This is a genomic window from Arthrobacter nitrophenolicus (assembly GCF_045833485.1).
GTDB classification, from domain to species: domain Bacteria; phylum Actinomycetota; class Actinomycetes; order Actinomycetales; family Micrococcaceae; genus Arthrobacter; species Arthrobacter nitrophenolicus.
The window spans coordinates 3,904,015-3,927,494 of record NZ_CP174504.1; the positions used below are offsets into that span (position 1 = coordinate 3,904,015).

Annotated in this window: 20 protein-coding genes; 4 read left to right on the plus strand and 16 right to left on the minus strand. The window is 67.6% G+C overall.

Going from position 1 to position 23,480, the window contains the following annotated elements; genetic code table 11:
- Positions 1-3 precede the first annotated feature (3 nt).
- The 5 genes from alaS to ACJJV6_RS18045 all read right to left on the minus strand — a co-directional run bounded on the left by alaS (position 4) and on the right by ACJJV6_RS18045 (position 5,793).
- Entirely contained in the window at positions 4-2,682 is a 2,679-nt protein-coding gene (alaS, locus tag ACJJV6_RS18025; RefSeq protein ID WP_354175981.1) for an alanine--tRNA ligase, read from the minus strand.
- 121 nt (positions 2,683-2,803) lie between these two features.
- Positions 2,804-3,031 carry a DUF6167 family protein gene (locus tag ACJJV6_RS18030; protein ID WP_235046815.1) on the minus strand — a complete coding sequence of 76 codons (228 nt, stop codon included), beginning with the start codon at positions 3,029-3,031 and terminating at the stop codon, positions 2,804-2,806.
- An 18-nt stretch (positions 3,032-3,049) separates the two neighbouring features.
- Positions 3,050-3,424, minus strand: a complete 375-nt coding sequence (locus ACJJV6_RS18035) for a DUF948 domain-containing protein (RefSeq protein WP_009357430.1) — start codon at positions 3,422-3,424, stop codon at positions 3,050-3,052.
- Between the two features lie 144 nt (positions 3,425-3,568).
- Positions 3,569-4,195 carry a 30S ribosomal protein S4 gene (gene rpsD / locus ACJJV6_RS18040; RefSeq protein ID WP_009357431.1) on the minus strand — a complete coding sequence of 209 codons (627 nt, stop codon included), beginning with the start codon at positions 4,193-4,195 and terminating at the stop codon, positions 3,569-3,571.
- 170 nt (positions 4,196-4,365) lie between these two features.
- Positions 4,366-5,793 carry a replication-associated recombination protein A gene (locus tag ACJJV6_RS18045; RefSeq protein WP_354175984.1) on the minus strand — a complete coding sequence of 476 codons (1,428 nt, stop codon included), beginning with the start codon at positions 5,791-5,793 and terminating at the stop codon, positions 4,366-4,368.
- 64 nt (positions 5,794-5,857) lie between these two features.
- Here ACJJV6_RS18045 and ACJJV6_RS18050 point away from each other — a divergent pair, with 64 nt between their 5' ends.
- Positions 5,858-6,529, plus strand: a complete 672-nt coding sequence (locus ACJJV6_RS18050) for an acVLRF1 family peptidyl-tRNA hydrolase (RefSeq protein ID WP_354175986.1) — start codon at positions 5,858-5,860, stop codon at positions 6,527-6,529.
- A gap of 86 nt (positions 6,530-6,615) precedes the next feature.
- Here the strand turns inward: ACJJV6_RS18050 and ACJJV6_RS18055 are convergent, their stop codons facing one another.
- The 3 genes from ACJJV6_RS18055 to hisS form a co-directional block, all read right to left on the minus strand.
- Positions 6,616-7,386 (minus strand): GNAT family N-acetyltransferase, encoded by a 771-nt coding sequence (locus ACJJV6_RS18055; protein WP_354176116.1) that lies wholly within the window; start codon positions 7,384-7,386, stop codon positions 6,616-6,618.
- Positions 7,387-7,532: 146 nt separating this feature from the next.
- Positions 7,533-9,335, minus strand: coding sequence for an aspartate--tRNA ligase (gene aspS, locus ACJJV6_RS18060; protein WP_009357433.1), 1,803 nt, complete (start codon positions 9,333-9,335; stop codon positions 7,533-7,535).
- A gap of 134 nt (positions 9,336-9,469) precedes the next feature.
- Positions 9,470-10,834 carry a histidine--tRNA ligase gene (gene hisS / locus ACJJV6_RS18065; RefSeq protein ID WP_354175989.1) on the minus strand — a complete coding sequence of 455 codons (1,365 nt, stop codon included), beginning with the start codon at positions 10,832-10,834 and terminating at the stop codon, positions 9,470-9,472.
- A 224-nt stretch (positions 10,835-11,058) separates the two neighbouring features.
- On the opposite strand from hisS, the gene ACJJV6_RS18070 reads away from it, so the two are divergent.
- From ACJJV6_RS18070 to ACJJV6_RS18080, 3 genes are all read left to right on the plus strand, one after another.
- A complete protein-coding gene (locus ACJJV6_RS18070) occupies positions 11,059-11,865 on the plus strand; it encodes a peptidylprolyl isomerase (protein ID WP_009357434.1) in 807 nt (268 codons plus the stop codon).
- A gap of 63 nt (positions 11,866-11,928) precedes the next feature.
- Positions 11,929-13,530, plus strand: a complete 1,602-nt coding sequence (locus ACJJV6_RS18075; RefSeq protein ID WP_407709493.1) for a DUF349 domain-containing protein — start codon at positions 11,929-11,931, stop codon at positions 13,528-13,530.
- Between the two features lie 95 nt (positions 13,531-13,625).
- A complete protein-coding gene (locus ACJJV6_RS18080) occupies positions 13,626-14,357 on the plus strand; it encodes a type IV toxin-antitoxin system AbiEi family antitoxin (RefSeq protein ID WP_152419546.1) in 732 nt (243 codons plus the stop codon).
- On the opposite strand, the gene ACJJV6_RS18085 is transcribed toward ACJJV6_RS18080, so the two are convergent.
- From ACJJV6_RS18085 to ACJJV6_RS18120, 8 genes are all read right to left on the minus strand, one after another.
- The gene (locus ACJJV6_RS18085) at positions 14,238-16,628 is read right to left on the minus strand and encodes a bifunctional (p)ppGpp synthetase/guanosine-3',5'-bis(diphosphate) 3'-pyrophosphohydrolase (RefSeq protein ID WP_133347226.1); all 2,391 of its coding nucleotides are present in this window, start codon (positions 16,626-16,628) and stop codon (positions 14,238-14,240) included. The two genes, ACJJV6_RS18080 and ACJJV6_RS18085, sit on opposite strands and share 120 nt — an antisense overlap.
- 156 nt (positions 16,629-16,784) lie before the next feature.
- A complete protein-coding gene (secF, locus tag ACJJV6_RS18090; RefSeq protein ID WP_009357438.1) occupies positions 16,785-17,801 on the minus strand; it encodes a protein translocase subunit SecF in 1,017 nt (338 codons plus the stop codon).
- Entirely contained in the window at positions 17,801-19,558 is a 1,758-nt protein-coding gene (secD, locus tag ACJJV6_RS18095; RefSeq protein WP_354175993.1) for a protein translocase subunit SecD, read from the minus strand. Before secD ends, secF begins: the two co-directional genes overlap by 1 nt.
- Positions 19,559-19,656: 98 nt before the next feature.
- Positions 19,657-20,073 carry a preprotein translocase subunit YajC gene (gene yajC / locus ACJJV6_RS18100; protein ID WP_009357441.1) on the minus strand — a complete coding sequence of 139 codons (417 nt, stop codon included), beginning with the start codon at positions 20,071-20,073 and terminating at the stop codon, positions 19,657-19,659.
- A gap of 208 nt (positions 20,074-20,281) precedes the next feature.
- Positions 20,282-21,370, minus strand: a complete 1,089-nt coding sequence (gene ruvB, locus ACJJV6_RS18105) for a Holliday junction branch migration DNA helicase RuvB (protein WP_009357442.1) — start codon at positions 21,368-21,370, stop codon at positions 20,282-20,284.
- Positions 21,363-22,007 (minus strand): Holliday junction branch migration protein RuvA, encoded by a 645-nt coding sequence (gene ruvA / locus ACJJV6_RS18110; protein WP_009357443.1) that lies wholly within the window; start codon positions 22,005-22,007, stop codon positions 21,363-21,365. The genes ruvB and ruvA overlap by 8 nt, the downstream gene beginning before the upstream one ends.
- Before the next feature lie 88 nt (positions 22,008-22,095).
- Positions 22,096-22,674 (minus strand): crossover junction endodeoxyribonuclease RuvC, encoded by a 579-nt coding sequence (gene ruvC, locus ACJJV6_RS18115; protein WP_009357444.1) that lies wholly within the window; start codon positions 22,672-22,674, stop codon positions 22,096-22,098.
- 50 nt (positions 22,675-22,724) lie between these two features.
- Positions 22,725-23,480 carry a YebC/PmpR family DNA-binding transcriptional regulator gene (locus ACJJV6_RS18120; protein ID WP_009357445.1) on the minus strand — a complete coding sequence of 252 codons (756 nt, stop codon included), beginning with the start codon at positions 23,478-23,480 and terminating at the stop codon, positions 22,725-22,727.

Consider the following 23,480-nt stretch of genomic DNA (forward strand, 5'->3'; position numbering starts at 1 on the left):
GTGTTAGCGCCGTTCGACGGCGTCGACGACGGCTGCCAGGGCGGCGCCCACCTTGCCGGCGTCGGTTCCGCCGCCCTGGGCGACGTCGTCCTTGCCGCCACCGCCACCGCCGAGGATCCCGGCAGCCAGGCGCACCAGGGCACCTGCCTTCACGCCGGCGCCGCGCGCTGCCTCGTTGGTGGCCACCAGGATAACGGGACGGTCGTTGGCCACACCGGCCACGGCCACGGTGGCCGGGGCGGTGCCGAGCCTGTTCCGCAGGTCCAGGGCCAGGCCGCGCAGGTCGTCGGCGCCGCTGACCATGCCGGCGTCGTGGGCGATCACGCTGACACCGGCGGCGTCCCGGGCGGTGTTGACCAGCTGGGCGGCCGCTGCCGCCAGCTGCTCCTTGCGCAGGCGCTCCAGTTCCTTCTCGGTCGCCTTGAGCTTGGCGAGGGTGGTGGCGATCCGGTCAGCCAGCTGCCCTGACGGAACCTTCAGCATCTCGGTGAGTTCCGTCACCAGGGCCCGCTCCGCGGCCAGGTGCCGGAAGGCGTCCATGCCAACGAAGGCCTCAACACGGCGGTTTCCAGAGCCGACGGACTGTTCGCCAAGCAGGGAAAGGCTGCCGATAAGGGACGTGTTGGCGACGTGGGTGCCGCCGCAGAGCTCACGGGACCAGGCGCCGTCGATCTCGACAACGCGGACTTCGCTGCCGTAGTTCTCGCCGAAGAGCGCCATGGCGCCCATGGCCTTGGCTTCAGCCAGCGCCATCACCTTGGTTTCCACCGCGTAGTTGTTGCGGATGGCGAGGTTGGAGACTTCCTCGATTTCGGAGCGGGTGGCAGTGCTCAGGCCCTCGCCCCAGGCGAAGTCGAAGCGCAGGTAGCCGGCCTTGTTGAAGGAACCGCGCTGGGTGGCTTCGGGCCCCAGGATCTGGTGCAGGGCGGCGTGCACGATGTGGGTGGCCGTGTGCGCCTGTTCTGCGGCGTGGCGGCGTTCACGGTCGACGGCGGCGCGCACCAAGGCGTCGGCCGGGATTTCGCCCTCGCGGACGATCGCCTTGTGCACGCTCAGTCCCTTGACGGGGCGCTGGACGTCCAGGACCTCAACGACGAAGCCGTCACCGGTGATCAGGCCGGTGTCTGCCGCCTGGCCGCCTGCCTCGGCGTAGAACGGCGTCTCGCTGAGCACGAGCTCGATCTCGTCGCCGGTGGCCGCGTGAGCCACCCGCTGCCCGCCGTGGATGATGCCACGGACCCGTGACTCGCCGTCGAGCTCGGTGTAGCCGGTGAAGACCGTTTCGCCTTCGCCGAGCAGTTCCTGGAACGCGGAGATGTCCGCGTGCCCGCCCTTCTTGGCCTTGGCGTCCGCCTGGGCACGCTTGCGCTGTTCCTGCATGAGGCTGCGGAATTCGGCCTCGTCAACCTTCAGCCCGGCCTCCTCGGCCATTTCCAGCGTCAGGTCGATCGGGAAGCCGTAGGTGTCGTGCAGGGTGAAGGCGTCCTCGCCGGAGAGCGGCTTGCCGGCGGCTTTGGACGCAACGACGGCTTCTTCCAGCCGTGCGGTGCCGGAGGCGATGGTGCGCAGGAAGGCCTTTTCTTCGGCGTAGGCGATCCGGCTGATCCGGTCGAAGTCGGTCTCCACCACCGGGTAGACGCCCTTCATGGCGTCGCGGGACGCGGGCAGGAGTTCGGGCAGGCAGGCCTGCTCGACGCCGAGGAGCCGCATGGCGCGCACGGCGCGGCGGATGAGCCGGCGCAGGACGTAGCCGCGTCCCTCGTTGGACGGGACCACGCCGTCGGCGATCAGCATGAGGGCGGACCGGATGTGGTCGGCCACCACGCGCATGCGGACGTCGTCCGTGTGGTGCGGATCGTCGTCGGACTCGGCGGAGGTGTATTCCTTGCCGGACAGTTCGGCTGCCTTGTCGATCACGGGACGGACCTGGTCGGTCTCGTACATGTTCTCGACGCCCTGCAGGATCATTGCCAGGCGTTCCATGCCCAGGCCGGTGTCGATGTTCTTCTTGGGCAGGTCGGCGACGATGTCGAAGTCCACCTTCGAGCGGACGTTGTCGATCTGGTACTGCATGAACACAAGGTTCCAGATCTCGACGTAGCGGTTGTCGTCCGCTTCGGGGCCGCCCTCCACGCCGTAGGCGGGGCCGCGGTCGTAGTAGATCTCCGAGCAGGGACCTGCCGGGCCGGGCTGGCCGGTGTGCCAGTAGTTGTCCGACTTGCCCATCTTCTGGATGCGCTCTGCGGGGACGCCCGTGTTCTTCAGCCACAGGTCCTTCGCCTCGTCGTCCTCCTCGTAGACCGTGACCCAAAGGCGCTCGGGCTCAAGGCCGTACCCGCCGTCGTCAACGCTGCTGGTAAGCAGCTCCCAGGCGTACTTGATGGCGTCTTCCTTGAAGTAGTCGCCAAAGGAGAAATTGCCGCACATCTGGAAGAACGTGCCGTGCCGGGCGGTCTTGCCCACTTCCTCGATATCGCCGGTGCGGATGCACTTCTGCACGCTGGTGGCGCGGGAGTAGGGGGCTTCTTCCCGGGCGGTGAGGTAAGGAATGAACGGCACCATGCCGGCAACCGTGAACAGCAGCGAGGGGTCGCTGGAGACCAGCGACGCGGAGGGAACCGCCGTGTGGCCCTTGCTGACAAAAAAGTCCACCCAGCGCTTTGTGATCTCCTGCGACTTCATGAGCTGTTTACTTACCCTTCTTGGTCCGCGCACCGGCGCGGATAGTTCGTTCAGTTGGCAGGAGTCCGGGGACGGACCCTGCCGGTGTTGTTCCGGCCGGCGACGGCCGGTTGCCTGCCGGTCAGTGGCGGGCGGCTTCGGCCTCGACGCCCAGGGCGGCGCGAAGGTCCGTTTCCCGTTCGCGCATGCCGTCGCGGACGGCGTCGGCGAATTCGTACACGCCGTCAGCCAGCCGGCCGACCGCGCGGTTGAGGCCTTCCGGCCCCAGGCTGGACTGCGCTTCACTTACTTTGCGGAAGGCGATGATCCCGATCGCGACGCCGATTCCCATCCAGACAAGTCGTTTCATTTCCGGTTCTTTCTGGATCTAGCGGCTGCGGCGGCCGGCAGCGGGCTTCTTGCGGTTGGACAGCGCGGTGCGCACACCGTAGCTGAACGCCGCCACCTTGATGAGCGGCGACCCTACCGTGGCGGCAACCAGGGAGGACAGCGCGGAGAGGTTCGCGGACGCGTCGGAGACGTTGGACGAGATGCCGTCCACCTTCTTGAGCTGCTGGTTGGTGGTGGAGACCGTGGCGGTGACCTCATCCATCAGGGGCGTGGCGCCGTCGCTGATGGACCTGATGGCCGTCCGCACCTCGTCAAACACCTTCCCAAGTTTCAGGATGGGCACGGCAAGCAGCAGCACCAGGAGCGCAAATACCCCGGCAGCGATCAGGCCGGCGATATCGCCACCAGACATAGACGTTCATCTCCTCGAATTCTGTGGTTTGGTCCATCCTGCGCGCGCCCAGGAAGCGCGTTCTTGCAGATGTCCCCCAAGTACCTTACATACAAAGAAGCCCGCGGCGCTTGCCACGGGCTTCTTTGGATACGCTGCTTGGGATTAGCGTGCGTAGAATTCGACGACGAGCTGCTCTTCGCAGGTCACCGGGATTTCGGAGCGCTTGGGGCGGCGGACCAGGCGGGCCTGCAGTGCCTCGAGCTTGACGTCCAGGTAAGCGGGGACGGCAGGCAGGACGTCGCGGTGGGCGCCGGCTGCTGCAACCTGGAGCGGAACCATTGTTTCGCTGCGGCTGTGGACGTGGACCAGCTGGCCCTCGCCGACGCGGAACGACGGACGGTCAACGCGGACGCCGTCAACCATGATGTGGCGGTGCACAACCAGCTGGCGGGCCTGGGCGATGGTGCGGGCGAAGCCGGCACGCAGGACCAGGGCGTCGAGGCGCATTTCGAGCAGTTCGATGAGGTTCTCACCGGTCAGGCCCTTGGTGCGGCGGGCCTCTTCGAAGGCACGGGTCATCTGTGCTTCGCGGATGCCGTACTGGGCGCGCAGGCGCTGCTTTTCGCGCAGACGTACGGCGTAGTCGGAGTCCTGCTTCTTGCGGGCACGGCCATGCTCACCGGGGCCGTACGGGCGGCGCTCCATGTACTTGGCGGCCTTGGGGGTCAGAGCGATGCCGAGGGACCGCGAGAGGCGGGCCTGACGGCGAGCACGAGTGTTGTTAGCCACTTGTGTCCTTCCAATATCTGCGGTGTGTCAGTGTTACTGGCCTCCACGATGGAGAGCATCGGCCAACCGCTGCCTTTTGCTACTGGGCACAGGGCATAACCTACTCGAAGGAAATTCAAGGGGATTGTGCGTCCGTGCCTTGCCAGACAAACATCCATCCTACCATGGGGCTACTTCCCCCGGACAATCCGCCGCAGGCGCTCCAGCCGCACCGCGATGTCCCGCTCGGCACCGTTGCCCGTCGGCCGGTAGTAGTCCTTCCCCACCAGGTCATCCGGCGGGTATTGCTGGGTGGCCACCGCGTGCGGTGCGTCATGGGCGTACTTGTAGCCCAGGCCGTGGCCCAGCTGCTTGGAACCGGGGTAGTGCGAGTCGCGCAAATGCGCCGGGATGCCGTTGCCCATGCCTGCACGGACGTCGGCGATGGCCTGGTTGATGCCCATGTAGGCGGCATTGGACTTCGGCGCCGTGGCAAGGTGGACCACCGCCTCCGCCAAAATAATCCTGCCTTCGGGCATGCCGATGAGCTGGACCGCCTGCGCCGCGGCAACGGCTGTCTGCAGCGCGGTGGGATCGGCCATGCCCACGTCCTCCGCGGCGGAGATCACGATCCGCCGGGCGACGAAGCGCGGGTCCTCCCCCGCCTCGAGCATCCGGGCCAGGTAGTGCAGCGCGGCGTCGACGTCGGATCCCCTGATGGATTTTATGAAGGCGCTGGCGACGTCGTAGTGCTGGTCCCCGGCCCGGTCGTAGCGGACGGCTGCCACGTCCAGGGCCCGCTCGGTGTGCTTGAGTTCCACCTTCACCGGGCCGTCGCCGCCGGCGGCGTCATCGGCATCGCCGAAGGCCACGCCAGCAGCCGCCTCCAGGGCGGTCAGTGCGCGCCGGGCGTCGCCGCCGGACAGCCGGACCAGGTGGGCCAGCGCCTCTTCATCGAGCTCGGCCTTGCCGTCGAGTCCGCGCGGATCCTGCACCGCCCGGACCAGGAGCCCTTCGATGTCGGCGTCGGTGAGCGGCTTGAGGGTCAGCAGCAGCGAGCGTGACAGCAGCGGGGAGACCACCGAGAACGACGGGTTTTCCGTGGTGGCGGCCACCAGGACCACCCAGCGGTTCTCGACGCCGGGAAGCAGCGCGTCCTGCTGGGCCTTGTTGAAGCGGTGGATCTCGTCCAGGAACAGGACGGTGGTGGTCTTGTAGAGGTCGCGGGCGGTGAGGGCCTCGTCCATCACCCGACGGACGTCCTTGACCCCGGCGGTGATGGCTGAGAGCTCCACGAACTTCCGGCCCGGACCGCGGGCGATGACATGCGCCAGGGTGGTTTTTCCGGTGCCCGGCGGCCCCCAGAGGATCAGTGAACTGGGTCCTGCAGGGCCGGACGTGTCCGCTCCGGCCCCGGCAGCGAGCTGGCGCAGGGGCGAGCCCTGGCCCAGGAGGTGCTGCTGGCCGACTACTTCATCGAGGGTGCGGGGACGCATCCGGACGGCGAGCGGACCGCGCGGGGAGGCACTGCCCGCTCCCCCGGCACTCCGGCGTGCGGCAGGCGCACCGTCGTCGCCGTCGTCGTCGTTGCCCGGCCCGTGCCCGAAGAGATCTTCCACATAGATAGGCTACTTGGACCCGCCCGGCTTTCCCGCCGCCAGCCATCTCCCGAAGGATGCCGCCATGACAGCACAGAACTCCCCCGGCGTCAGGCCCCTGTCCGTCCGGACCGCCTTTGTGCCGGGGAACCGCGTTGCCGGCTGGGCTGAGCGGTTCGGTGCGTCCCATGGCGGGTACCGTCTCTCGGACGACGACGACGGGCTGCGGCTGGTGGCGGGCGACGGCGCCTCCGCACTGCTCCAGGCACCATGGCCGGCGGACGGGCGGCCGGGCCGCGGCGCCGACGCTTTGGAACGGCTGGCCAGCCTCGCGGCGCAGCCGCGGCGGCTTGGCCTGCTCCTGGTCAGGCGCGGCGGGTACGGCATCGGCGTCGCGGCGGAAGGGGATTTGCTGGCTTCCAAGGCCGGAACCCGGTACGTCCAGGGCAGGACAGCCGCAGGGGGCCAGTCGCAGCAGAGGTTTGCCCGGCGCAGGTCCAACCAGGCGGATGCGCTGGTGGAAGCGGTGGCGCAGCAGGCCGCGGAGGTGTTCGGCCCGGAAGCCTTCGAGTATGTGGTCCCCGGCGGCGACCGGGCCCTGGCTGACCTGGTCCTCGGGCACCCTGCCTTGAGGGACTACGCGCGCCTGCCCCGGCTGCCCTACCTCGACGTCTCCGACCCGCGGCTGGCCGTGCTGAGGAAGGCGGCCGCGGACGCCTGCTCCGTAAAGGTGCAGGTGACGGACGCCCCGCCGTAGGCCAGTTCCGCCGCCGATTCGACGATTCCTTGCCGATTCGATGGTTCGGAGCATCGAGTGCGCAGGGAACCGTCGAACGGTGAGCGCTAGCAGCCGGTCAGTGCGCGCCGCGGCCGCTCCTGCCGGTACAGGTAGCGGCCGGTTTCCCGGAACCCGGCCCGGGCATACAGCTCCTGGGCGGACCGGTTCGCGACGGTTACCAGCAGCCAGTAGCCGTCCAGTCCCTGCACGGAACCGGCGTGGAGCAGCGCGCGCAGGACAGCGGTGCCATAGCCGCGGCCGCGTGCGTCAGGCAGCGTGGCCATGCAGTAGATGCCGCCGCGCCGGGCCGTGTCCCCACCCCGCGGCGCTGTGTCCCCAGCGGGAATGGCGAGGCGTCCGACGGCGGCCGGCCGGCCGGCGTCGTCCCTCACCAGCGCGTACAGGGACGGGCAGCCCTTGAGGATGTCCGTGGCGGTGGCGAGGGCGTCCGCGCCGCCCCGTCCGTCCACTGTCCACCACACGTTGAGCCAGTCGGCCGACGGGTCGGTGCGGATCTCCACCGAAGCTTCCGGCGTGTGAGCATCGGGCAGGGGGCCTCGGGTCATGATCAGCGTCTCGGACTGCCGGGTGAACCCTTCGGCGTCGAGGAACTCGTCGAGCGCGGCTGTCCGGGCGCCGGCGGGCACCTGGAAGATCACCGGCAGCCGGCGCGCCCTGTACCAGGCGCGCGCGTCCCGCAGCAGCGCCGGCGGCACTTCAGTACCGCCGGGATGCCGTGGCCAGATCGAGTTGGCCCGCTGGGTGACCCCGCCGGCGGCACGGAACACCCAGCCGCCGGCCGAGTGCCGTTCCATAGCTGGCCAGGCGGCGTCCATTGCTGCCTCAACATCCCAGGCAGCAGCGCCGCCGGCCGGGCCCGCATGTATGCCGGTCACACCTGTGGCCACAGGACCTCCTTCATTAATGGCAGGAGGCTCCCCGGCGCGGCCGGGAAGCCTCCTGTCATGCAGCTGGTGCGTGCTTACTTCGCGATTGCTTCAGCCTTCTTGGCCTCGGCCGGCTTGACTGCCTCAGGCTTGAAATCGACGCCGGCTTCCTTGCGCTGCTGCGGCGTGATCGGGGCCGGCGCGTCGGTCAGCGGATCATGGCCGCCGCCGGACTTCGGGAAGGCGATGACGTCGCGGATCGAATCCACGCCGGCCAGCAGGGAGACAACGCGGTCCCAGCCGAAGGCAATGCCGCCATGCGGAGGGGCGCCGTACTTGAAGCCCTCAAGCAGGAAGCCGAACTTGGTCTGCGCGTCCTCCTTGTCCAGGCCCATCAGTTCAAAGACGCGTTCCTGCACGTCGCGCTGGTGGATACGGATGGAGCCGCCGCCGATCTCGTTGCCGTTGCAGACGATGTCGTACGCGTAGGACAGTGCAGACTCGGGATCCTTGTCGAAGGTGTCCAGGAACTCGGGCTTGGGCGAGGTGAACGCGTGGTGCACGGCGGTCCACTGCCCGGCGCCGACCGCGACGTCGCCGGAAGCAACCGCGGCGGCTGCCGGTTCGAACATCGGGGCGTCGACAACCCAGCAGAAAGCCCAGTCGCTGGGGTTGATCAGGCCGGTGCGGTGGCCGATCTCCACCCGTGCCGCACCGAGGAGGGCGCGGGACGGAGTCTTCTCGCCGGCGGCGAAGAAGATGCAGTCGCCCGGCTTGGCACCGACGGCGTCGGCCAGGCCAGCGCGCTCGGCGTCCGTCAGGTTCTTGGCAACGGGACCTGCCAGCTCGCCGTCTTCCTTGTACAGGACGTAGGCCAGGCCCTTGGCGCCGCGCTGCTTGGCCCATTCCTGCCAGGCGTCCAGGGCGCGGCGGGCCTGCGAGGCGCCGCCGGGCATGACGACGGCACCGACGTACGGTGCCTTGAACACGCCAAAGTTGGTGTCCTTGAAGAACTCCGTCAGCTCGGTCAGTTCCTGGCCGAAACGCAGGTCCGGCTTGTCCGAGCCATAGCGGGCCATGGCGTCCGCGTAGGTAATCCGCTGGATGGGCGTGGGGATCTCGACGTCGATGAGGCGCCACACGGCCTGGACGATGTTCTCGCCGAGGGTGATGATGTCGTCCTGGTCAACGAAGCTCGCCTCGATGTCCAGCTGGGTGAACTCCGGCTGGCGGTCGGCGCGGAAGTCCTCGTCCCGGTAGCAGCGGGCAATCTGGTAGTACTTCTCGAAGCCGCCCACCTGCAGCAGCTGCTTGAACAGCTGCGGGGACTGCGGCAGCGCGTACCAGGAACCGGGCGCCAGGCGGGCCGGAACCAGGAAGTCGCGCGCGCCTTCGGGGGTGGAGCGGGTCAGCGTGGGCGTCTCGATCTCCACGAAGCCGTCCTTGTGGAGGAGTTCGCGTGCCACCCGGTTTGCCTCGGAGCGCAGCCGGAGGTTGCGGCTGGGGCCGGGGCGGCGGAGGTCCAGGTAGCGGTGCTTCAGCCGGGCTTCCTCGCCAACCTCCACGTGCTCGTCGATCTGGAACGGCAGGGGGTCGGAGGTGTTCAGGATGACCACCTTGTCCGCCATGACCTCGATGTCGCCGGTGGCCAGGGCCGGGTTTTCGTTGCCCTCGGGGCGCTTGGACACAGTGCCGGTGACCTGCAGGACGTACTCGTTGCGCAACCCGTGGAAGACCTCTTCCTCGCGGACCACCACCTGGGCCACGCCGGAAGCGTCGCGCAGGTCCACGAATGCCACACCACCGTGATCACGGCGGCGGCCCACCCAGCCGGCCAGGGTTACGGTTTGTCCAATGTGCTCGGAACGAAGGGATCCGAGGTCATGTGTGCGCAGCACAGCACGCCTTTCTAGAGAGATCAGGGGGAAACTGTGGGAGATATAAAAGGACCGTTGCAGGAACAGTCCTGTCCGAGTTTACCCGCTGGACAGGGACCGCCGCCCCATGGCGGCCCCTGCTGCGGGCAATCCGGCTAAACGGCGGCGGGCTCCGCGCTGGCCACCTGCACCGAAAGGTCCTCCGACGGCGGCATCCAGGTTTCGGGGGCTGCCACCACCTGCTCGCCGGTTCGGATGTCCTTCACCTGGTGGGTGCCGTCGTCGTCCGTGAACCACACGAACGGGATGCCGCGCCGGTCGGCGAACTTGATCTGCTTGCCGAACTTCTCCGCCTTGGCCGCCACCTCGGTGGGGATGCCGCGGCTGCGCAGCTGGGCCGCAACATCCTGCGCGGCACCCCAGCTGTCGTCATGGGTGAGGGCCACCAGGACAGCGGTGGGGACCGAGCGTGAAGCCCTGGCCAGGTCCTGGCTGAGGATGCGGGACACCAGCCGGGTGACACCGATGGACAGGCCGACGCCGGGGAACTTCCGGTTGCCCTTCGAGGCGAGGGCGTCGTACCGGCCGCCGGAGCAGATGGAACCCAGCTGCTCGTGGCCCACCAGGACGGTCTCCACCACGGTGCCGGTGTAGTAGTCCAGGCCGCGGGCGATGCTCAGGTCTGCCAGTACCTTGCCCGGGGCACGCTGGACGGCGGCGTCGATGACCTGCTCCAGCTCATCCAGCCCCTCATCAAGCAGCTCGTTGGACACGCCGAGCGCACGCACCTGGGCCACGAAGGAAGTGTCCTCCGTCCGGATGGCGGCCAGCTGCAGTGCCTTCCGCGCCTGCTCATCCGTGGCACCCAGCTCGGACTTGAGCAGCTCGGCCACCTTCTCAGGCCCGATCTTCTCGAGCTTGTCGATGCTGCGGAGCACACCGGCGGTGTCATCCAGGCCGATGCCGCGGTAGAAGCCTTCGGCCAGCTTCCGGTTGTTGATCCGCAGCCGGAAGTCAGGGATGGGCAGCGCGCTCAACGCTTCGGCGATCACCAGGGCGATCTCGACGTCGTACCGGAACGGCAGTTCGCCGTCGCCCACCACGTCGATGTCAGCCTGGGTGAACTCGCGGGCACGCCCCTCCTGCGGACGCTCGCCGCGCCACACCTTCTGGATCTGGTACCGCCGGAACGGGAAGGCCAGGTAGCCGGCGTTTTCCACCACGTAGCGGGCAAACGGGACGGTGAGGTCGAAGTGCAGGGCCAGCGCGTGCGGGTCGGCCTTGCCCCCTTTGACCGGGTTGTCGCTGTCATCCTCCTGGAGGCGGCTGAGGCCGTACACTTCCTTGTCGATCTCGCCCTTGCGCAGCAGCTGCCCCACGGTCTCCACGGCACGGGTCTCGATCGAGGCGAAGCCGTGAAGCTCGAAAACCCGCCGCAGCGTGTCCAGGACATGAAGTTCCACCAGCCGCTCCTCGGGAAGCCACTCGGGGAATCCGGACAGGGAGGCGGTGCGTGCCATGGAAGTTCTCCTCTTAAAGCGCCGGATGCTGGCCGCTTTCCGCCCGTTGCGGGCGCCGATCGGCGGCAGTCCAGCCAGTCATGCATAAACTATGTGCGGCAGTCAGTTTATGCGTCATCGGTGTGCATCTCTAATGCGCACGGGCGGCAGGGCCCGGCCGCCAAAAAACCTGTGCTGCCGGCCCTGTTGGCCGCAGTGCAGCAGCCCGACTATGAGGAGGACCCTTGCCGGCCAGTTCACGCAGTGCCCGCGAAGCCAAACGGCGCATCCAGCAGATGGAGGCCAAGCGCGAGCTGCGGCGGGACCAGGAGAAGCGGCGCAAGCGCGACAACCTCGTGGCCGCCGGCGCCGGAACCGCCGCCGTTGTCCTCGCCGTCGTGCTCCAGCTCACTGCCTTTGCCGGCAACCCCACAGAGGATGAATTCGCTGCGGCCGAGGCCGGCCTCACCAGCCCGTCGGCTTCCGCCACTCCGTCTGCGCAGGCCACCAACGGCCCCAACATTCCGGCGGCCGATACCGCCGCCGGAAAGACGTTTACCGGCGAGCTGGTGCTGAACGGGAGCCCCCTGGGCGTAGAGCTGGACGGCACCAGCGCACCGCAGGCCGCCGCCGTCTTCAAGTCCCTCAGCGACGAGGGCTACTACAGCGGAAAAACCTGCCACCGCCTGACCACCGGCGACGCTTTCGGCGTTATGCAGTGCGGCTCCCCCACCGGCGACGGCAAGGGCGATCCCAACTACACCTGGGGTCCCCTGGAAAACACCCCCGCGGACAACACCTACCCTGCCGGGACCATCGCTGTGGCCCGGACAGGCAACAACGCCTACGGCAACGGGACCCAGTTCTTCATCGTCTACAAGGACACCACCATCCCCGCGGACAGCGCCGGCGGCTACACGGTGGTGGGCAAGGTGACCTCCGGACTGGACGTGGTATCCACCATTGCCGCCGCCGGGATTACTCCCGTCACCAGTGACACGGACGGCGCACCTGTGCAACCAGTCACGATAGACTCGTTTTCTCTGAAGTAGGAGCCCGGCCCGCGGCCGCGGTGCAGTACGGAAGTATTCCCTCCAAGCGAAAGACTTTTAGCGGTGACAGACAGTCAGAAATCCGACGAAACAGCAGCAGAACTGACCGGGACGGCCCAGGCCACCACGGACGGCGCAGCCCCGGCAGTGGGCACTCCGGAAACGGAAGCCCCCGCGGCAGAGAACGGCCAGGAACCGGCCGGCGCGCCCGCAGCGGTGGCTGAGGACGAAGCAACCGGCACCGCTCCCGCGGTGGATGCGCCGCCCGCTCCCGCTGCCTCAGCTGCTCCAGCCCCTGCACCCGCCCCGGGGCCCCGCCCCTCTGCTCCGTCGCCCGCGGCTTTCGCATCCCGCCCCAAGCCGGCGGCTGCCGCTCCCGCAGCGGCGCCCGTCCAGGCTCCGCCCGCCACATCCCTGGCCGAGGCTTCGAAGTGGGGCCGGGTGGAAGGCGACGGACATGTCTTCCTCACCATCGACGGCGCCGAGCACCCCGTGGGCCAGTACCCGGGCGTCAGCGATGACGAGGCGCTGGCGTACTTCGCACGGAAATACGACGACGTCGTGGCCCAGATCGTCCTGCTGGAACAGCGCGTCAGCTCGAAGGCCCCCAGCACCGACATGCAAAAGACCGTGACCCACCTGCGGGAGCAGCTCGCCGAGCGCAACATGGTGGGAGACCTCCGTGCGGCCGAGGCACGGCTGGACACACTCACCACGCAGATCACCGAACTCGAAAAGGCGGAGAAGGCCGAGCACGAGGCCGTCCGTGCGTCCGAACTGGCCGCCCGTGAGGCCATCGTTGCCGAAGCGGAACAGATTTCCGGCCAGGACCCGGCCCAGACGCAGTGGAAGACGTCCAGCGCACGGATGAACGAACTGTTCGAGAGCTGGAAAGCCGCGCAGAAGAGCGGTGTCCGGCTGGGCCGCAGCAACGAGGACGCCCTGTGGAAGAGGTTCCGGGCAGCCCGCACCGTCTTCGACCGGCACCGCCGCGCCTACTTCTCGCAGCTGGACAGCAACAACTCCGCAGCCAAGGCTGCGAAGGAAAAGCTGATTGCCGAAGCCGAGGCACTGTCAACGTCCACCGACTGGGGCTTCGCCGCCGGTGAATACCGGCGCCTCATGGACCAGTGGAAGGCGTCCCCGCGGGCCAGCCGCAAGGACGACGACGCCCTGTGGGCGCGGTTCCGTGCTGCCCAGGATGTCTTCTTCACCAACCGGCAGGCCGCGAACGACGAGATCGACCAGGAATACGCCGCCAATCTCACCGTCAAGGAAGCCCTTCTGGAGGAAGCCAACGGCATCCTCCCGGTGAAGGACCTCGGAGCCGCCAAGAAGGCCCTGCAGTCCATCCGCGACCGCTGGGAGGAAGCCGGCAAGGTTCCGCGCGCGGACATGGGCCGTATCGAAGCCGGGCTTCGCAAGGTGGAGGACGCTGTCCGCCAGGCCGAGGAAGAGCAGTGGCAGCGGTCCAACCCGGAGCGGAAGGCACGCACCAACAGCGCGCTGTCCCAGCTTGAATCGGCCATCGCCGGTCTGCAGGAGGACCTGGCGGCAGCCGAGAAGAGCGGCGACCAGCGCAAGATCAAGGCTGCCCGGGAAGCCCTCGAGGCGCGCCAGGCCTGGCTCGACCAGATCCAGCGGTCGGCCAGCGAGCTTTCCTGACCCCGCGCCACCCGCAACGCGCAGGCCCGGTCCCGGTTATCCACATAACCGGAACCGGGCCTGCGGCCGTTAACGCCAAGGGGCAGGATGGATGGATGGCGACATCACCGGCTTCCCCTGCTGCCCCAGGCCTTGACCACCCAGCGGGGAGCCAGGCGCCCCGCTTCCCCGAACTGTATGCGCCGGGGATGCCCTTCGCCGGTCCGGAACTGCAGTCCCTCGCCGCGGACGGCCTGCTCGCCCGGCTCCACCACAACGGCTACACCCTGCCGGAAGTGCAGGGCTCGCCCCAGCTGCGGGCGCGGGCCGCCGCGGGCGGTGTTCCCCAGGCGGTCAGGCAGCGCGTCGTGGCAGGCCGGATGACGGCGGCCTGGATCTACGGGTGCGCGGCGGAGCCGGACCGGCTTGCGTTGTTGGTGGATGCCAAACGGCGTGTCTCAAGCCTGCGCAACACGCGCGGCTGCACGCTGCATGAGGTCAGGCTGGGCCCCTTCGACGTCGTCAGCCTGGGCGGGCTGATGGTCTCCAGCCCGCTCCGCACGGCGTTGGACGTGGCACTGCACGTGGAGGCGGAGCGCGCCATTCCTGCGCTTGCGGCGCTGCTGGCACGCCCCCAGCAGGACGTGCGGCTGCGGCTGCTGGTCCTTGCGATAGAGGCCTCGCCGCGGGTTCCGCACAAGAGGGCTGCGCTGGAGAAGCTCGCTTCCCTAGCTCCTGCGCTTGTTTCCGGTGGTGCGGTAGACGTCGAAGACGCCGTCGATCCGGCGGACGGCACTCAGGACGTGGCTCAGGTACTTGGGGTCGCCCATCTCGAAGGCGAACTTTGAGATGGCCACCCGGTCCGTGGACGTGTGGACGCTGGCGGCCAGGATGTTCACGTGGTTCTCCGACAACACCCGGGTCACGTCGGACAGCAGCGACTTGCGGTCCAGGGCCTCCACCTGGATCTCCACGAGGAACACGCTGGACTGGGTGGGCGCCCAGTCCACGTCCACGATCCTGTCCGGCTGGTCCTTGAGGTCGGAGATGTTGGTGCAGTCCGTGCGGTGCACGGATACCCCGGATCCGCGCGTGACGAAGCCCAGGATGGGGTCGGGCGGAACGGGGGTGCAGCAGCGCGCCAGCTTCACCCAGACGTCGCCGACGCCGCGGACCACGACGCCCGAGTCCGAGAAACGTGCCTTGGTGACCTGGGTGGGGATGCTGACTTCGGTGATGTCGTCGTCGGCGCTTTCCTTCCCCCCGAGGCTTTCGACGAGTTTCTCCATGACCGCCTGCGCGGAGGTGTGGCCGTCGCCGACACCGGCGTAGAGCCCGGAGATGTCCACGTACTTGAACTCTTCGGCCACGGCCGCCAATGCCTCGTGGGTCATCAGGCGCTGCAGCGGAAGGTTCTGCTTGCGCATTGCCCGGGTCAGCAGTTCCTTGCCGCGGTCGATCGCTTCCTCGCGGCGCTCCTTGCTGAACCACTGCCGGATCTTGTTCCGGGCCCGGGCACTCTTGACGAAGTGCTGCCAGTCCTGGCTGGGACCGGCGCCCTCGGCCTTGGAGGTGAAGATCTCCACCCAGTCGCCGTGGTTCAGCTCGCTGTTGAGCGGCACCAGCTTGCCGTTGACGCGGGCGCCAATTGTCCGGTGCCCCACCTCGGTGTGCACGGCGTACGCGAAATCGACGGGAGTGGAGCCTGCCGGCAGTGCCATGACCTCACCCTTGGGGGTGAAGACGAACACTTCGCGGGCGTTGATCTCGAACCGGAGCGAATCGAGGAACTCACCGGGATCTGACGTCTCCTGCTGCCAGTCCACCAGGGACCGCAGCCACCCCATGTCGCCGTCGCGGGGGCTGCCGGGGCCGACGGCGGTGCGGTTGGGCTGGTCCTTGTACTTCCAGTGCGCCGCCACACCGTATTCCGCGCGGCGGTGCATCTCGTGGGTCCTGATCTGGATTTCCACGGGCTTGCCGCCCGGGCCGATCACTGTGGTGTGCAGCGACTGGTACATGTTGAACTTGGGCATCGCGATGTAGTCCTTGAACCGGCCCGGCAGCGGGTTCCAGCGCGAATGCATGGTGCCAAGGGCTGCATAGCAGTCCCGGACGGAGTCCACCAGGACCCGGACCCCCATGAGGTCGTTGATGTCGTCGAAGTCCTTGTCCCGGACAATCATCTTCTGGTAGATCGAGTAGTAGTGCTTGGGCCGGCCCGTGATGGTGGCCTTGATCCGTGCGGTGCGCAGGTCCTCGGTGATCTGGTCGCGGATGACGCTGAGGCTCTTCTCGCGCTCAGGGGTGCGGTCCCCCACCATCCTCACGATTTCCTCGTACACCTTGGGATAGAGTGCCGCGAAGGAAAGGTCCTCGAGCTCCCATTTGATGGTGTTCATGCCCAGGCGGTGGGCCAGCGGGGCGAAGATCTCCAGCGTTTCGCGTGCCTTGCGGGCGGAGGACTCTGCGGATACGAACCGCCAGGTGCGGGCGTTGTGGAGCCGGTCGGCCAGTTTGATCATCAGCACGCGGATGTCCTTGGCCATGGCCACGACCATCTTGCGGACGGTTTCGGACTGCGCAGCCTCGCCGAAGCTCACCTTGTCCAGTTTGGTGACGCCGTCGACCAGCATCGCCACTTCCGGGCCGAAATCCCGCTTCAGGTCATCGAGGGTGTACGGCGTGTCCTCCACGGTATCGTGCAGGAGGGCTGCCGCCAACGTGGTGCCGCTCAGGCCGAGCTCGGCCAGGATGGTGGCCACAGCCACCGGGTGGGTGATGTACGGGTCGCCGCTCTTGCGCTTCTGGCCCCGGTGGCTCCGCTCCGCCACGTCGAACGCGCGCTGGATGAGGTCAAAATCCTCTTTCGGATTGTTGGCCCGGACTGTCCTCAGCAGCGGCTCGAGGATGGGCGAGTACGTGGCTGTGCTGCGCCCGGTCAGGCGGGCAAGCCGGGAGCGGGTACGTTCGCGGCGCCCCGGAAACGTGGCACGGGACCCGGAGTTGTCGACGGGCACCAAGGAACCAGGGCGCGCCGATGCCGCCAGCCCTGTTTGCACACCGGCAGGATTCTTGTCTCCCTGTGCCGTTGGCGCCGACGCCGAACGTTCTTCCAATGAAGCACTCCTCACCACCGCTTTAATTACTTCAGTCTATTCCCCACGCCCTGCAGTTTTATAACCGGCCCTTAAATGTGCCGGGCCGGACAGCGCGATGGTTGCGCTGTCCGGCCCGGGGCCGTCTTCAGGCCCTCGACTGGGATGATGCGGCGGTCAGGCCTGGGCCGGTTCGGTGGAGGCCGTCCGGCCGGCCGCGCCGGCACGGCGGTGCTCCACGCGCTTGGCCTGCCTGACCAGGTCCGGCTCGTTCTGCCGCAGCCAGGCGTACATGGGTGCCCCCACGAAAATGGTGGCGGCCGTGCCGATGAGGATGCCCACGAACAAGGCCAGTGACAGGTCACGGAGCGTACCTGCGCCCAGCAGTCCGGCACCGATGAACAGGATGGCGCCCACGGGAAGGATGGCCACCATCATGGTGTTGATGGAACGGACCAGGGTCTGGTTCACGGCGAGGTTGACCTCCTCGGCAAAGGTGCGCCGCGTGGAGGCGTCGATCTCCGCGGTGTTCTCACGGATCTTGTCGAACACCACCACGGTGTCGTACAGCGAGTAGCTCAGGACGGTCAGGAAGCCGATGATGGCTGACGGGGTGACCTCGAAATCGCTCAGCGCATAGACGCCTGCGGTGATGAACATGGTCACCGCCATGCCCGCGATGGCCGAGAGCGACATCTTCCACGTGCGGAAGTACAGCGCCATTAGGACCGCCGCCAGCAGGACAAAGATCACCAGGCCGATCAGCGCCTGCTTGGTGACGTCCGCGCCCCACGTGGGACCTACGAAGGTTGACGTCACCTCGTTTTCCGTGACGCCGTAGGCCGCGGTCAGGCCCTCCTTGATGCGGAGGGTCTCATCGTCCGTGAGCTTGTCGGTCTGGATCCGCATGGTGGTCCCGGCCACGTTGGCGACGCGCGGAACACTGCCCGCGACGACGTCCGTGACGGCTTTCTCGCCCAGGGCAGCGTCCGTCGTTTGAACGTTGGAGACCGTGAACTCGGAGCCGCCGCGGAATTCGATGCCCAGGTTGAAGCCGCCCTTGACCGCCGGGATGACGATGGACAGGGCCACCGCCACGGCGGCGATGAGGAACCAGATTTTCTTGGAGCCCACGAAATCGTAGGAGCGCTTTCCGGTGTAGAGCTCGTTGCCGAAGTTGGCGAAGCCTGACATTACTTGTTCTCCTTCGCTGCCGTCTTGGAGGAACCGGCAAGCTGCTCCTGCTTCTCCGCCAGGCGGCGTTCGGCAATGGTCATCCTGCGTTCGGCTTCGGCAGCCGCGCCCGCGTTCTTGGCGCGGACCGCCGCCGGCCTGTCCTCCGGGGTGCGGACGCGTCCGGCACCGCGGTACAGCGGCACGGCGCCCAGCCGCTTGGGATCGAGCCCGGACAGCGGGTGGCCCTCGCCGAAGAACCTGGTGCGGGCCAGCAGCTGCAGCGTGGGATGCGTGAACATGAACACCACGATGAGGTCCGCGATGGCGGTGAGGCCCAGGGTGAAGGCGAAGCCGCGGACGTTGCCGACGGCCACGAAGTACAGGACCAGGGCGGCCAGGAGGTTCACGGCCTTGGAGGCCAGGACCGTGCGCTTGGCGCGCTTCCAGCCGTTTTCGACGGCGGACACCAGGCCGCGGCCCTCGCGGAGTTCATCGCGGATGCGCTCGAAGTAGACGATGAACGAGTCGGCCGTCTGGCCGATCGCCACGATGATGCCCGCGACGCCGGCGAGGGAGAGCCGGTAGTTTTCCGTCCAGCCGAGGATGGCGATGGCCAGGTAGGTGAGGATACCCGCGACCACCAGCGAGGCGATGGTGACGAAGCCCAGGGCCCGGTACTGGAAGAGCGAATAGACCACCACCAGCAGCAGGCCGATCAGGCCGGCGAGGAGGCCCATTCGCAGCTGCTCGCCGCCGAGGGTGGCGGAAATCTGCTGCTCGCTCTGGATTTCGAAGCTGATGGGCAGGGCGCCGAAACGGAGCTGGTCGGACAGCGTCTTGGCCGTCTGCTCCGTAAAGCCGCCGGTGATCTGCGGGCGTCCGTCGGTGATGACGGCCAGCGACCGGGGCGCCGAGATCACCTGGTCGTCCAGGACGATGGCGAACTGGGCTTTGGGGTCGGTGCCTGATTCGCCGCCGGCGGCCACATAGAACTGGTTGAGGCGCTCGGTGACCTCTTTGAACTTGGCGGTGCCCTCGTCGTCGAACTGGATGTTCACGGCCCAGTCGTTGGTGACGGCGCCCTGGGCGCCCTGCTGCAGCTGGAAGGACGAGGTGACGATGTTGCTGCCCTTGACCTCCACCGGACCCAGGATGTACTTGATGGCCGGGGTGGTGTCCGTGGCAGGCTCGCAGGTGACCAGCGGCTTGGCCGGATCCGAGCGTTCCTGTTCATCCTGGGCCGGGTTGTCACAGTCCAGGGACTCGAACTGCCGGTAGATTTCCGGGGTGATCCAGTTGATGTCGCTGCTGTTGGCCGGCTCCGCGGTGGGCTTGGGCAGCTGGTCCTCGGGCGCCCGTGATTCCTCGGGAACAGGTGCGCCGGCACCGTTGAGAAGGACCGGACGGAAGTTCATGTCCGCGGAGGCCTGGATGAGGTCGCGTGTCTGGCTGGAGGGGGTTCCCGGAAGGCTGACCACCACATTCCGGCCGGACTGGGTACTGATTTCGGCTTCGGCAACACCGGAGCCGTCAACGCGCTGGCGGATGATCGCCACGGCCTGGTTGAGCTGTTCCTCGTTGATGTCCGAGCCGCCCTCGACCTTCGGCGCCAGGATCATCTGGGTTCCGCCTTCAAGGTCCAGAGCGAGCTTGGGCGCCCAGCTTGCCTGCCCGCTGAGGGTGCCGCCGGCCAGGACAGCGGTCAGCGCGGCGATGATTACGCCGAGCCAGACCAGGACCCTGAGGCCTGGTTTCTTGGGGCCAGTTCGTGCCATTGTCGATCTTTCTCTTGATCACGGAAGAACCGCCGGTGCCTGCTGTGGCCAGCACCGGCGGCATTCCGCAGCGGTAGAGGGTTATGCGTTCAGCGGGACTAACTGTCCTTCTTGCCCTCGTCGTTGAGGCGCTTGAGGGTTTCGTCGGGCGTCTCCACCGGCGTGGTGGCGGTGCTGCCGCCCTCACGGCCGGTCAGGGAGGAGGCATCGTCCGGTACGGCCGGCGCAGCGGGCTCCGGCTCAACGGTCATGGGCTCAACGGCCACGGGTTCGACGATCTTGGTGACAGCCTGCCGGTGGACCGTGGCGAGGTTGCCCGGGGAAAGTTCAAGGGTGACTTTGTTCTCGGCTTCGTCAACGGCGACGATCCGGCCGAAAAGGCCGAAGCTGGTCATCACGTCGACGCCCGGGCCGAACTTCGACTGGAGCTCCGCCTGCTGCTGCTGCGTCTTCTTATTGCGCCGGAACATCATGAAGATGAAAACTCCGAGCATGACGAACAGGAGAATTGACATTGGATCCAAGGGGAATTCCGTTCCTTAAAGTGCCGAACCGATTTTTCCGGCAACGTCCGCCCCGTTCCGCCGGTGGCCGGACTGCCAGGCAAATGCCTGACGGAATCCCTTTCCCACCGAGGCGGCCAGTTGAATGGCGCCGGCGAAACACGGGCCCGGACGTGCCGAGCGTCATACCAGTCTAAGGGGAAAAACTGAAGGGAGCCTGTTATTGGCTTTCCGGGGCCCAGCCGTCGGATGCTGCGGCGGCGTCGGAGTCGGGATCGAAGAGCTCCAGCTGCTCCTGGGCAAACACGCCGGACGGGATGGCGTAGCCCAGGTGCGTCCACGCCGGTGCCATGGCGATCCTGCCCCGGGGCGTGCGGCCCAGCAGGCCCTCCCTGACCAGGAAAGGCTCTGCCACCGTTTCGACAGTTTCGGTTTCCTCGCCGACGGCGATGGCCAGGGTGGACAGCCCTACCGGCCCGCCGCCGAACTTGGTGATGAGGGCCTCGAGGACTGACCGGTCCAGGCGATCCAGCCCCTTCTTGTCCACCTCGTACATGTCCAGCGCGGCGGAGGCTGCACGGGCGTCAATCTGCTCGATTTCGTGGACCAGGGCCCAGTCCCGGACCCGCCGCAGCAGGCGGTTGGCGATCCGGGGGGTGCCGCGCGAACGCCCGGCAATCTCCGTGAAGCCGGCGGAGTTCACCTTGAGGTCCAGCAGTCCGGCTGAACGGCGGAGGACCAGTTCCAGCTCCTGGACGGAGTAGAACTCCAGGTGCCCGGTGAAGCCGAACCGGTCGCGCAGTGGTCCGGGAAGCAGGCCGGCCCGGGTGGTGGCACCCACCAGGGTGAAGGGCGGAAGTTCCAGCGGAATGGCCGTGGCCCCGGCCCCCTTGCCCACCACGATGTCCACCCGGAAGTCCTCCATGGCCATGTACAGCATTTCTTCGGCCGGACGGGACATGCGGTGGATTTCGTCGAGGAAGAGCACCTCGCCTTCGGACAGCGAGGACAGGATGGCTGCGAGGTCGCCTGCGTGCTGGATGGCCGGGCCGCTGCTGATGCGCAGCGGGGCGTTCATCTCGGACGCGACAATCATGGCGAGGGTGGTTTTGCCCAGGCCGGGCGGGCCGGAAAAGAGCACATGGTCCGCGCTGCGGCCGCGCATCCGGGAGGCTTTCAGCACCAGGGACAGCTGCTTGCGCACCCGGTGCTGGCCCACGAAGTCGTCCAGGTTCTTGGGCCGGAGGGCGGCTTCGATGGCACGCTCTTCCGGCTCCTCCCCTGCCGCCACCAGTGACGGTTCAGCCACGGCTGCCTACGCGGTTGCCCGCCCGGGCGCCGTCCTGGCCCAGCCAGCGCAGCGTGGTCCGGAGGATTTCGGGGACGTTGCCGCGGAAGGATACTTCCGGCTCATCCGCCAGGGCTTTGTCGATGCTGGATGAGGCGTCCTTTTCAGACCAGCCGAGGCTGGTCATCGCCGCCACCACCTGGGGCTTCCATGCTGCCTCGGCGGCAGTGGGGGCGGCTGCGGAACCGGCGGTGCCGTGCGGAACGAGTTTCCCGGCCAGCTCCAGGACGATCCGGCCCGCCACCTTGGGTCCGATGCCGGGGACCTTGGTGAAGGTCTTGCTGTCGCCGGTGTGCGCGGCAACCCGGATGGCCTCGGGATCGTGGACCGCCAGGACGGCAAGGGCCAGCCGTGGCCCGACGCCGCTGACGCTGAGGAGCACGTCGAACACTTCCCGTTCGTCATCGGTGGCGAATCCGAAGAGGGTCAGGGAGTCTTCCCGGACAATCAGGGACGTGAACAGCTTCCCTTCCTCCCCCGTGCGCAGTCCGCTGAGGGTCTGCGGGGTGGCGAACACGCTCATGCCGGCGCCGTTGAGGTCGATGACGGCCGTGGACAGGCCTACGTGCGCTACGGTTCCGCGGAGGAAACTGATCAAGGCCGGGGCTCCTGGTGTAGGCCGGCTCCCCTGCAGGGACCGGCTATCCGAACATATCTACGAATACCCTAGCAAGGGGCCAGGACATTCAGCGGGCACGCCGCGCCTTTGCCTCGGCCGCTGCCCAGGCCTGCTGGGCGGGTGTCAGCGAGGAGCTGCCGGGACCGGTGGTGGCGGACGCCGCTCCGCTTCCGGCCCGCCAGGCGTGGGTAATGGCGAGAGCCAGGGCGTCGGCAGCGTCGGCGGGTCGTGGCGGCGCGTCAAGGCGAAGGATCTTGGTAACCAGCTTGGTCACGGCATCCTTGTTGGACGAGCCGCTGCCCGTCACCGCGGCTTTGACTTCCGACGGCGTGTGCAGGGCCACCGGGATGCCCCGGCGGGCTGCCGCCGCGATCACCACCCCGGACGCCTGCGCCACGCCCATCACGGTACTGACATTCAGTTGCGAGAAGACACGTTCGACGGCGAGGACCTGGGGCTCGTAGCGGTCAAGCCATTCGTCGATAGCCGTGGCGATCACCAGCAGCCGCTGGTCCAGGGTCTCCTCCGGGGAGGTCCCGACCACGCCGACGGCCACCATGGTGGCCCGCCGGTTCCGCTCGACGTCCACGACGCCGATCCCGCAGCGGGTGAGGCCGGGGTCCACCCCCAGCACGCGCAGGGTCACGCGTGCCGGACGCGGGCGGCAGGGCCCTGTTCAGCAGGCAAGGCCGGACGTCACTCTGATTCCAGGGCGGCCTGGACGTCGTCGCTGAGGTCGGCGTTGGTGTAGACGTTCTGGACGTCGTCGAGGTCCTCGAGCGCGTCGGAGAGCTTCAGGAACTTGCGGGCACCGTCGAGGTCCAGGTCCACCTGCATGGAGGGCACGAACTCGACTTCGTCGGTGTCGTATTCGATGCCGGCTTCCTTCAGCGCCTCGCGGATGGCGGGCAGGTCGCCGGGCTCCGAGTGGATTTCGAAGCTGTCGCCGTTGTCCTTGACTTCCTCGGCGCCGGCATCGAGCACCGCCATCAGGACGTCGTCCTCGGAGAGGCCGTTCTTGGGCAGCGTCACCACGCCCTTCCGGGTGAAGAGGTAGCTGACGGAGCCGGGATCGGCGATGGTGCCGCCGTTGCGGGAGATGGCCAGGCGCACCTCGGAGGCGGCACGGTTCTTGTTGTCCGTGAGGCACTCGATCAGCAGCGCCGAGCCCTGGGGTCCGCGGGCCTCGTACATGATCTCGGTGTAGTCCACCACTTCACCGGTGAGGCCTGCACCGCGCTTGATGGCGCGGTCGATGTTGTCGTTGGGGACCGAGGTCTTCTTCGCCTTGGTGACTGCCAGTTCCAGGCCGGGGTTGCCGGCGAGGTCCGGCCCGCCCATGCGGGCTGCGACTTCGATGTTCTTGATCAGCTTGGCGAACGACTTTGCGCGGCGGCTGTCAATGATCGCCTTCTTGTGCTTGGTCGTCGCCCATTTGGAGTGGCCTGACAT

Bases quoted from the DNA above. Each gene is read 5' to 3' on its own strand.
- alaS (WP_354175981.1), bottom strand. From the start codon at position 2,682: ATGAAGTCGCAGGAGATCACAAAGCGCTGGGTGGACTTTTTTGTCAGC.
- ACJJV6_RS18030 (WP_235046815.1), bottom strand. From the start codon at position 3,031: ATGAAACGACTTGTCTGGATGGGAATCGGCGTCGCGATCGGGATCATC.
- ACJJV6_RS18035 (WP_009357430.1), bottom strand. From the start codon at position 3,424: ATGTCTGGTGGCGATATCGCCGGCCTGATCGCTGCCGGGGTATTTGCG.
- ACJJV6_RS18050 (WP_354175986.1), top strand. From the start codon at position 5,858: ATGACAGCACAGAACTCCCCCGGCGTCAGGCCCCTGTCCGTCCGGACC.
- ACJJV6_RS18055 (WP_354176116.1), bottom strand. From the start codon at position 7,386: ATGGACGCCGCCTGGCCAGCTATGGAACGGCACTCGGCCGGCGGCTGG.
- hisS (WP_354175989.1), bottom strand. From the start codon at position 10,834: ATGGCACGCACCGCCTCCCTGTCCGGATTCCCCGAGTGGCTTCCCGAG.
- ACJJV6_RS18080 (WP_152419546.1), top strand. From the start codon at position 13,626: ATGGCGACATCACCGGCTTCCCCTGCTGCCCCAGGCCTTGACCACCCA.
- secF (WP_009357438.1), bottom strand. From the start codon at position 17,801: ATGTCAGGCTTCGCCAACTTCGGCAACGAGCTCTACACCGGAAAGCGC.
- secD (WP_354175993.1), bottom strand. From the start codon at position 19,558: ATGGCACGAACTGGCCCCAAGAAACCAGGCCTCAGGGTCCTGGTCTGG.
- yajC (WP_009357441.1), bottom strand. From the start codon at position 20,073: ATGTCAATTCTCCTGTTCGTCATGCTCGGAGTTTTCATCTTCATGATG.
- ACJJV6_RS18120 (WP_009357445.1), bottom strand. From the start codon at position 23,480: ATGTCAGGCCACTCCAAATGGGCGACGACCAAGCACAAGAAGGCGATC.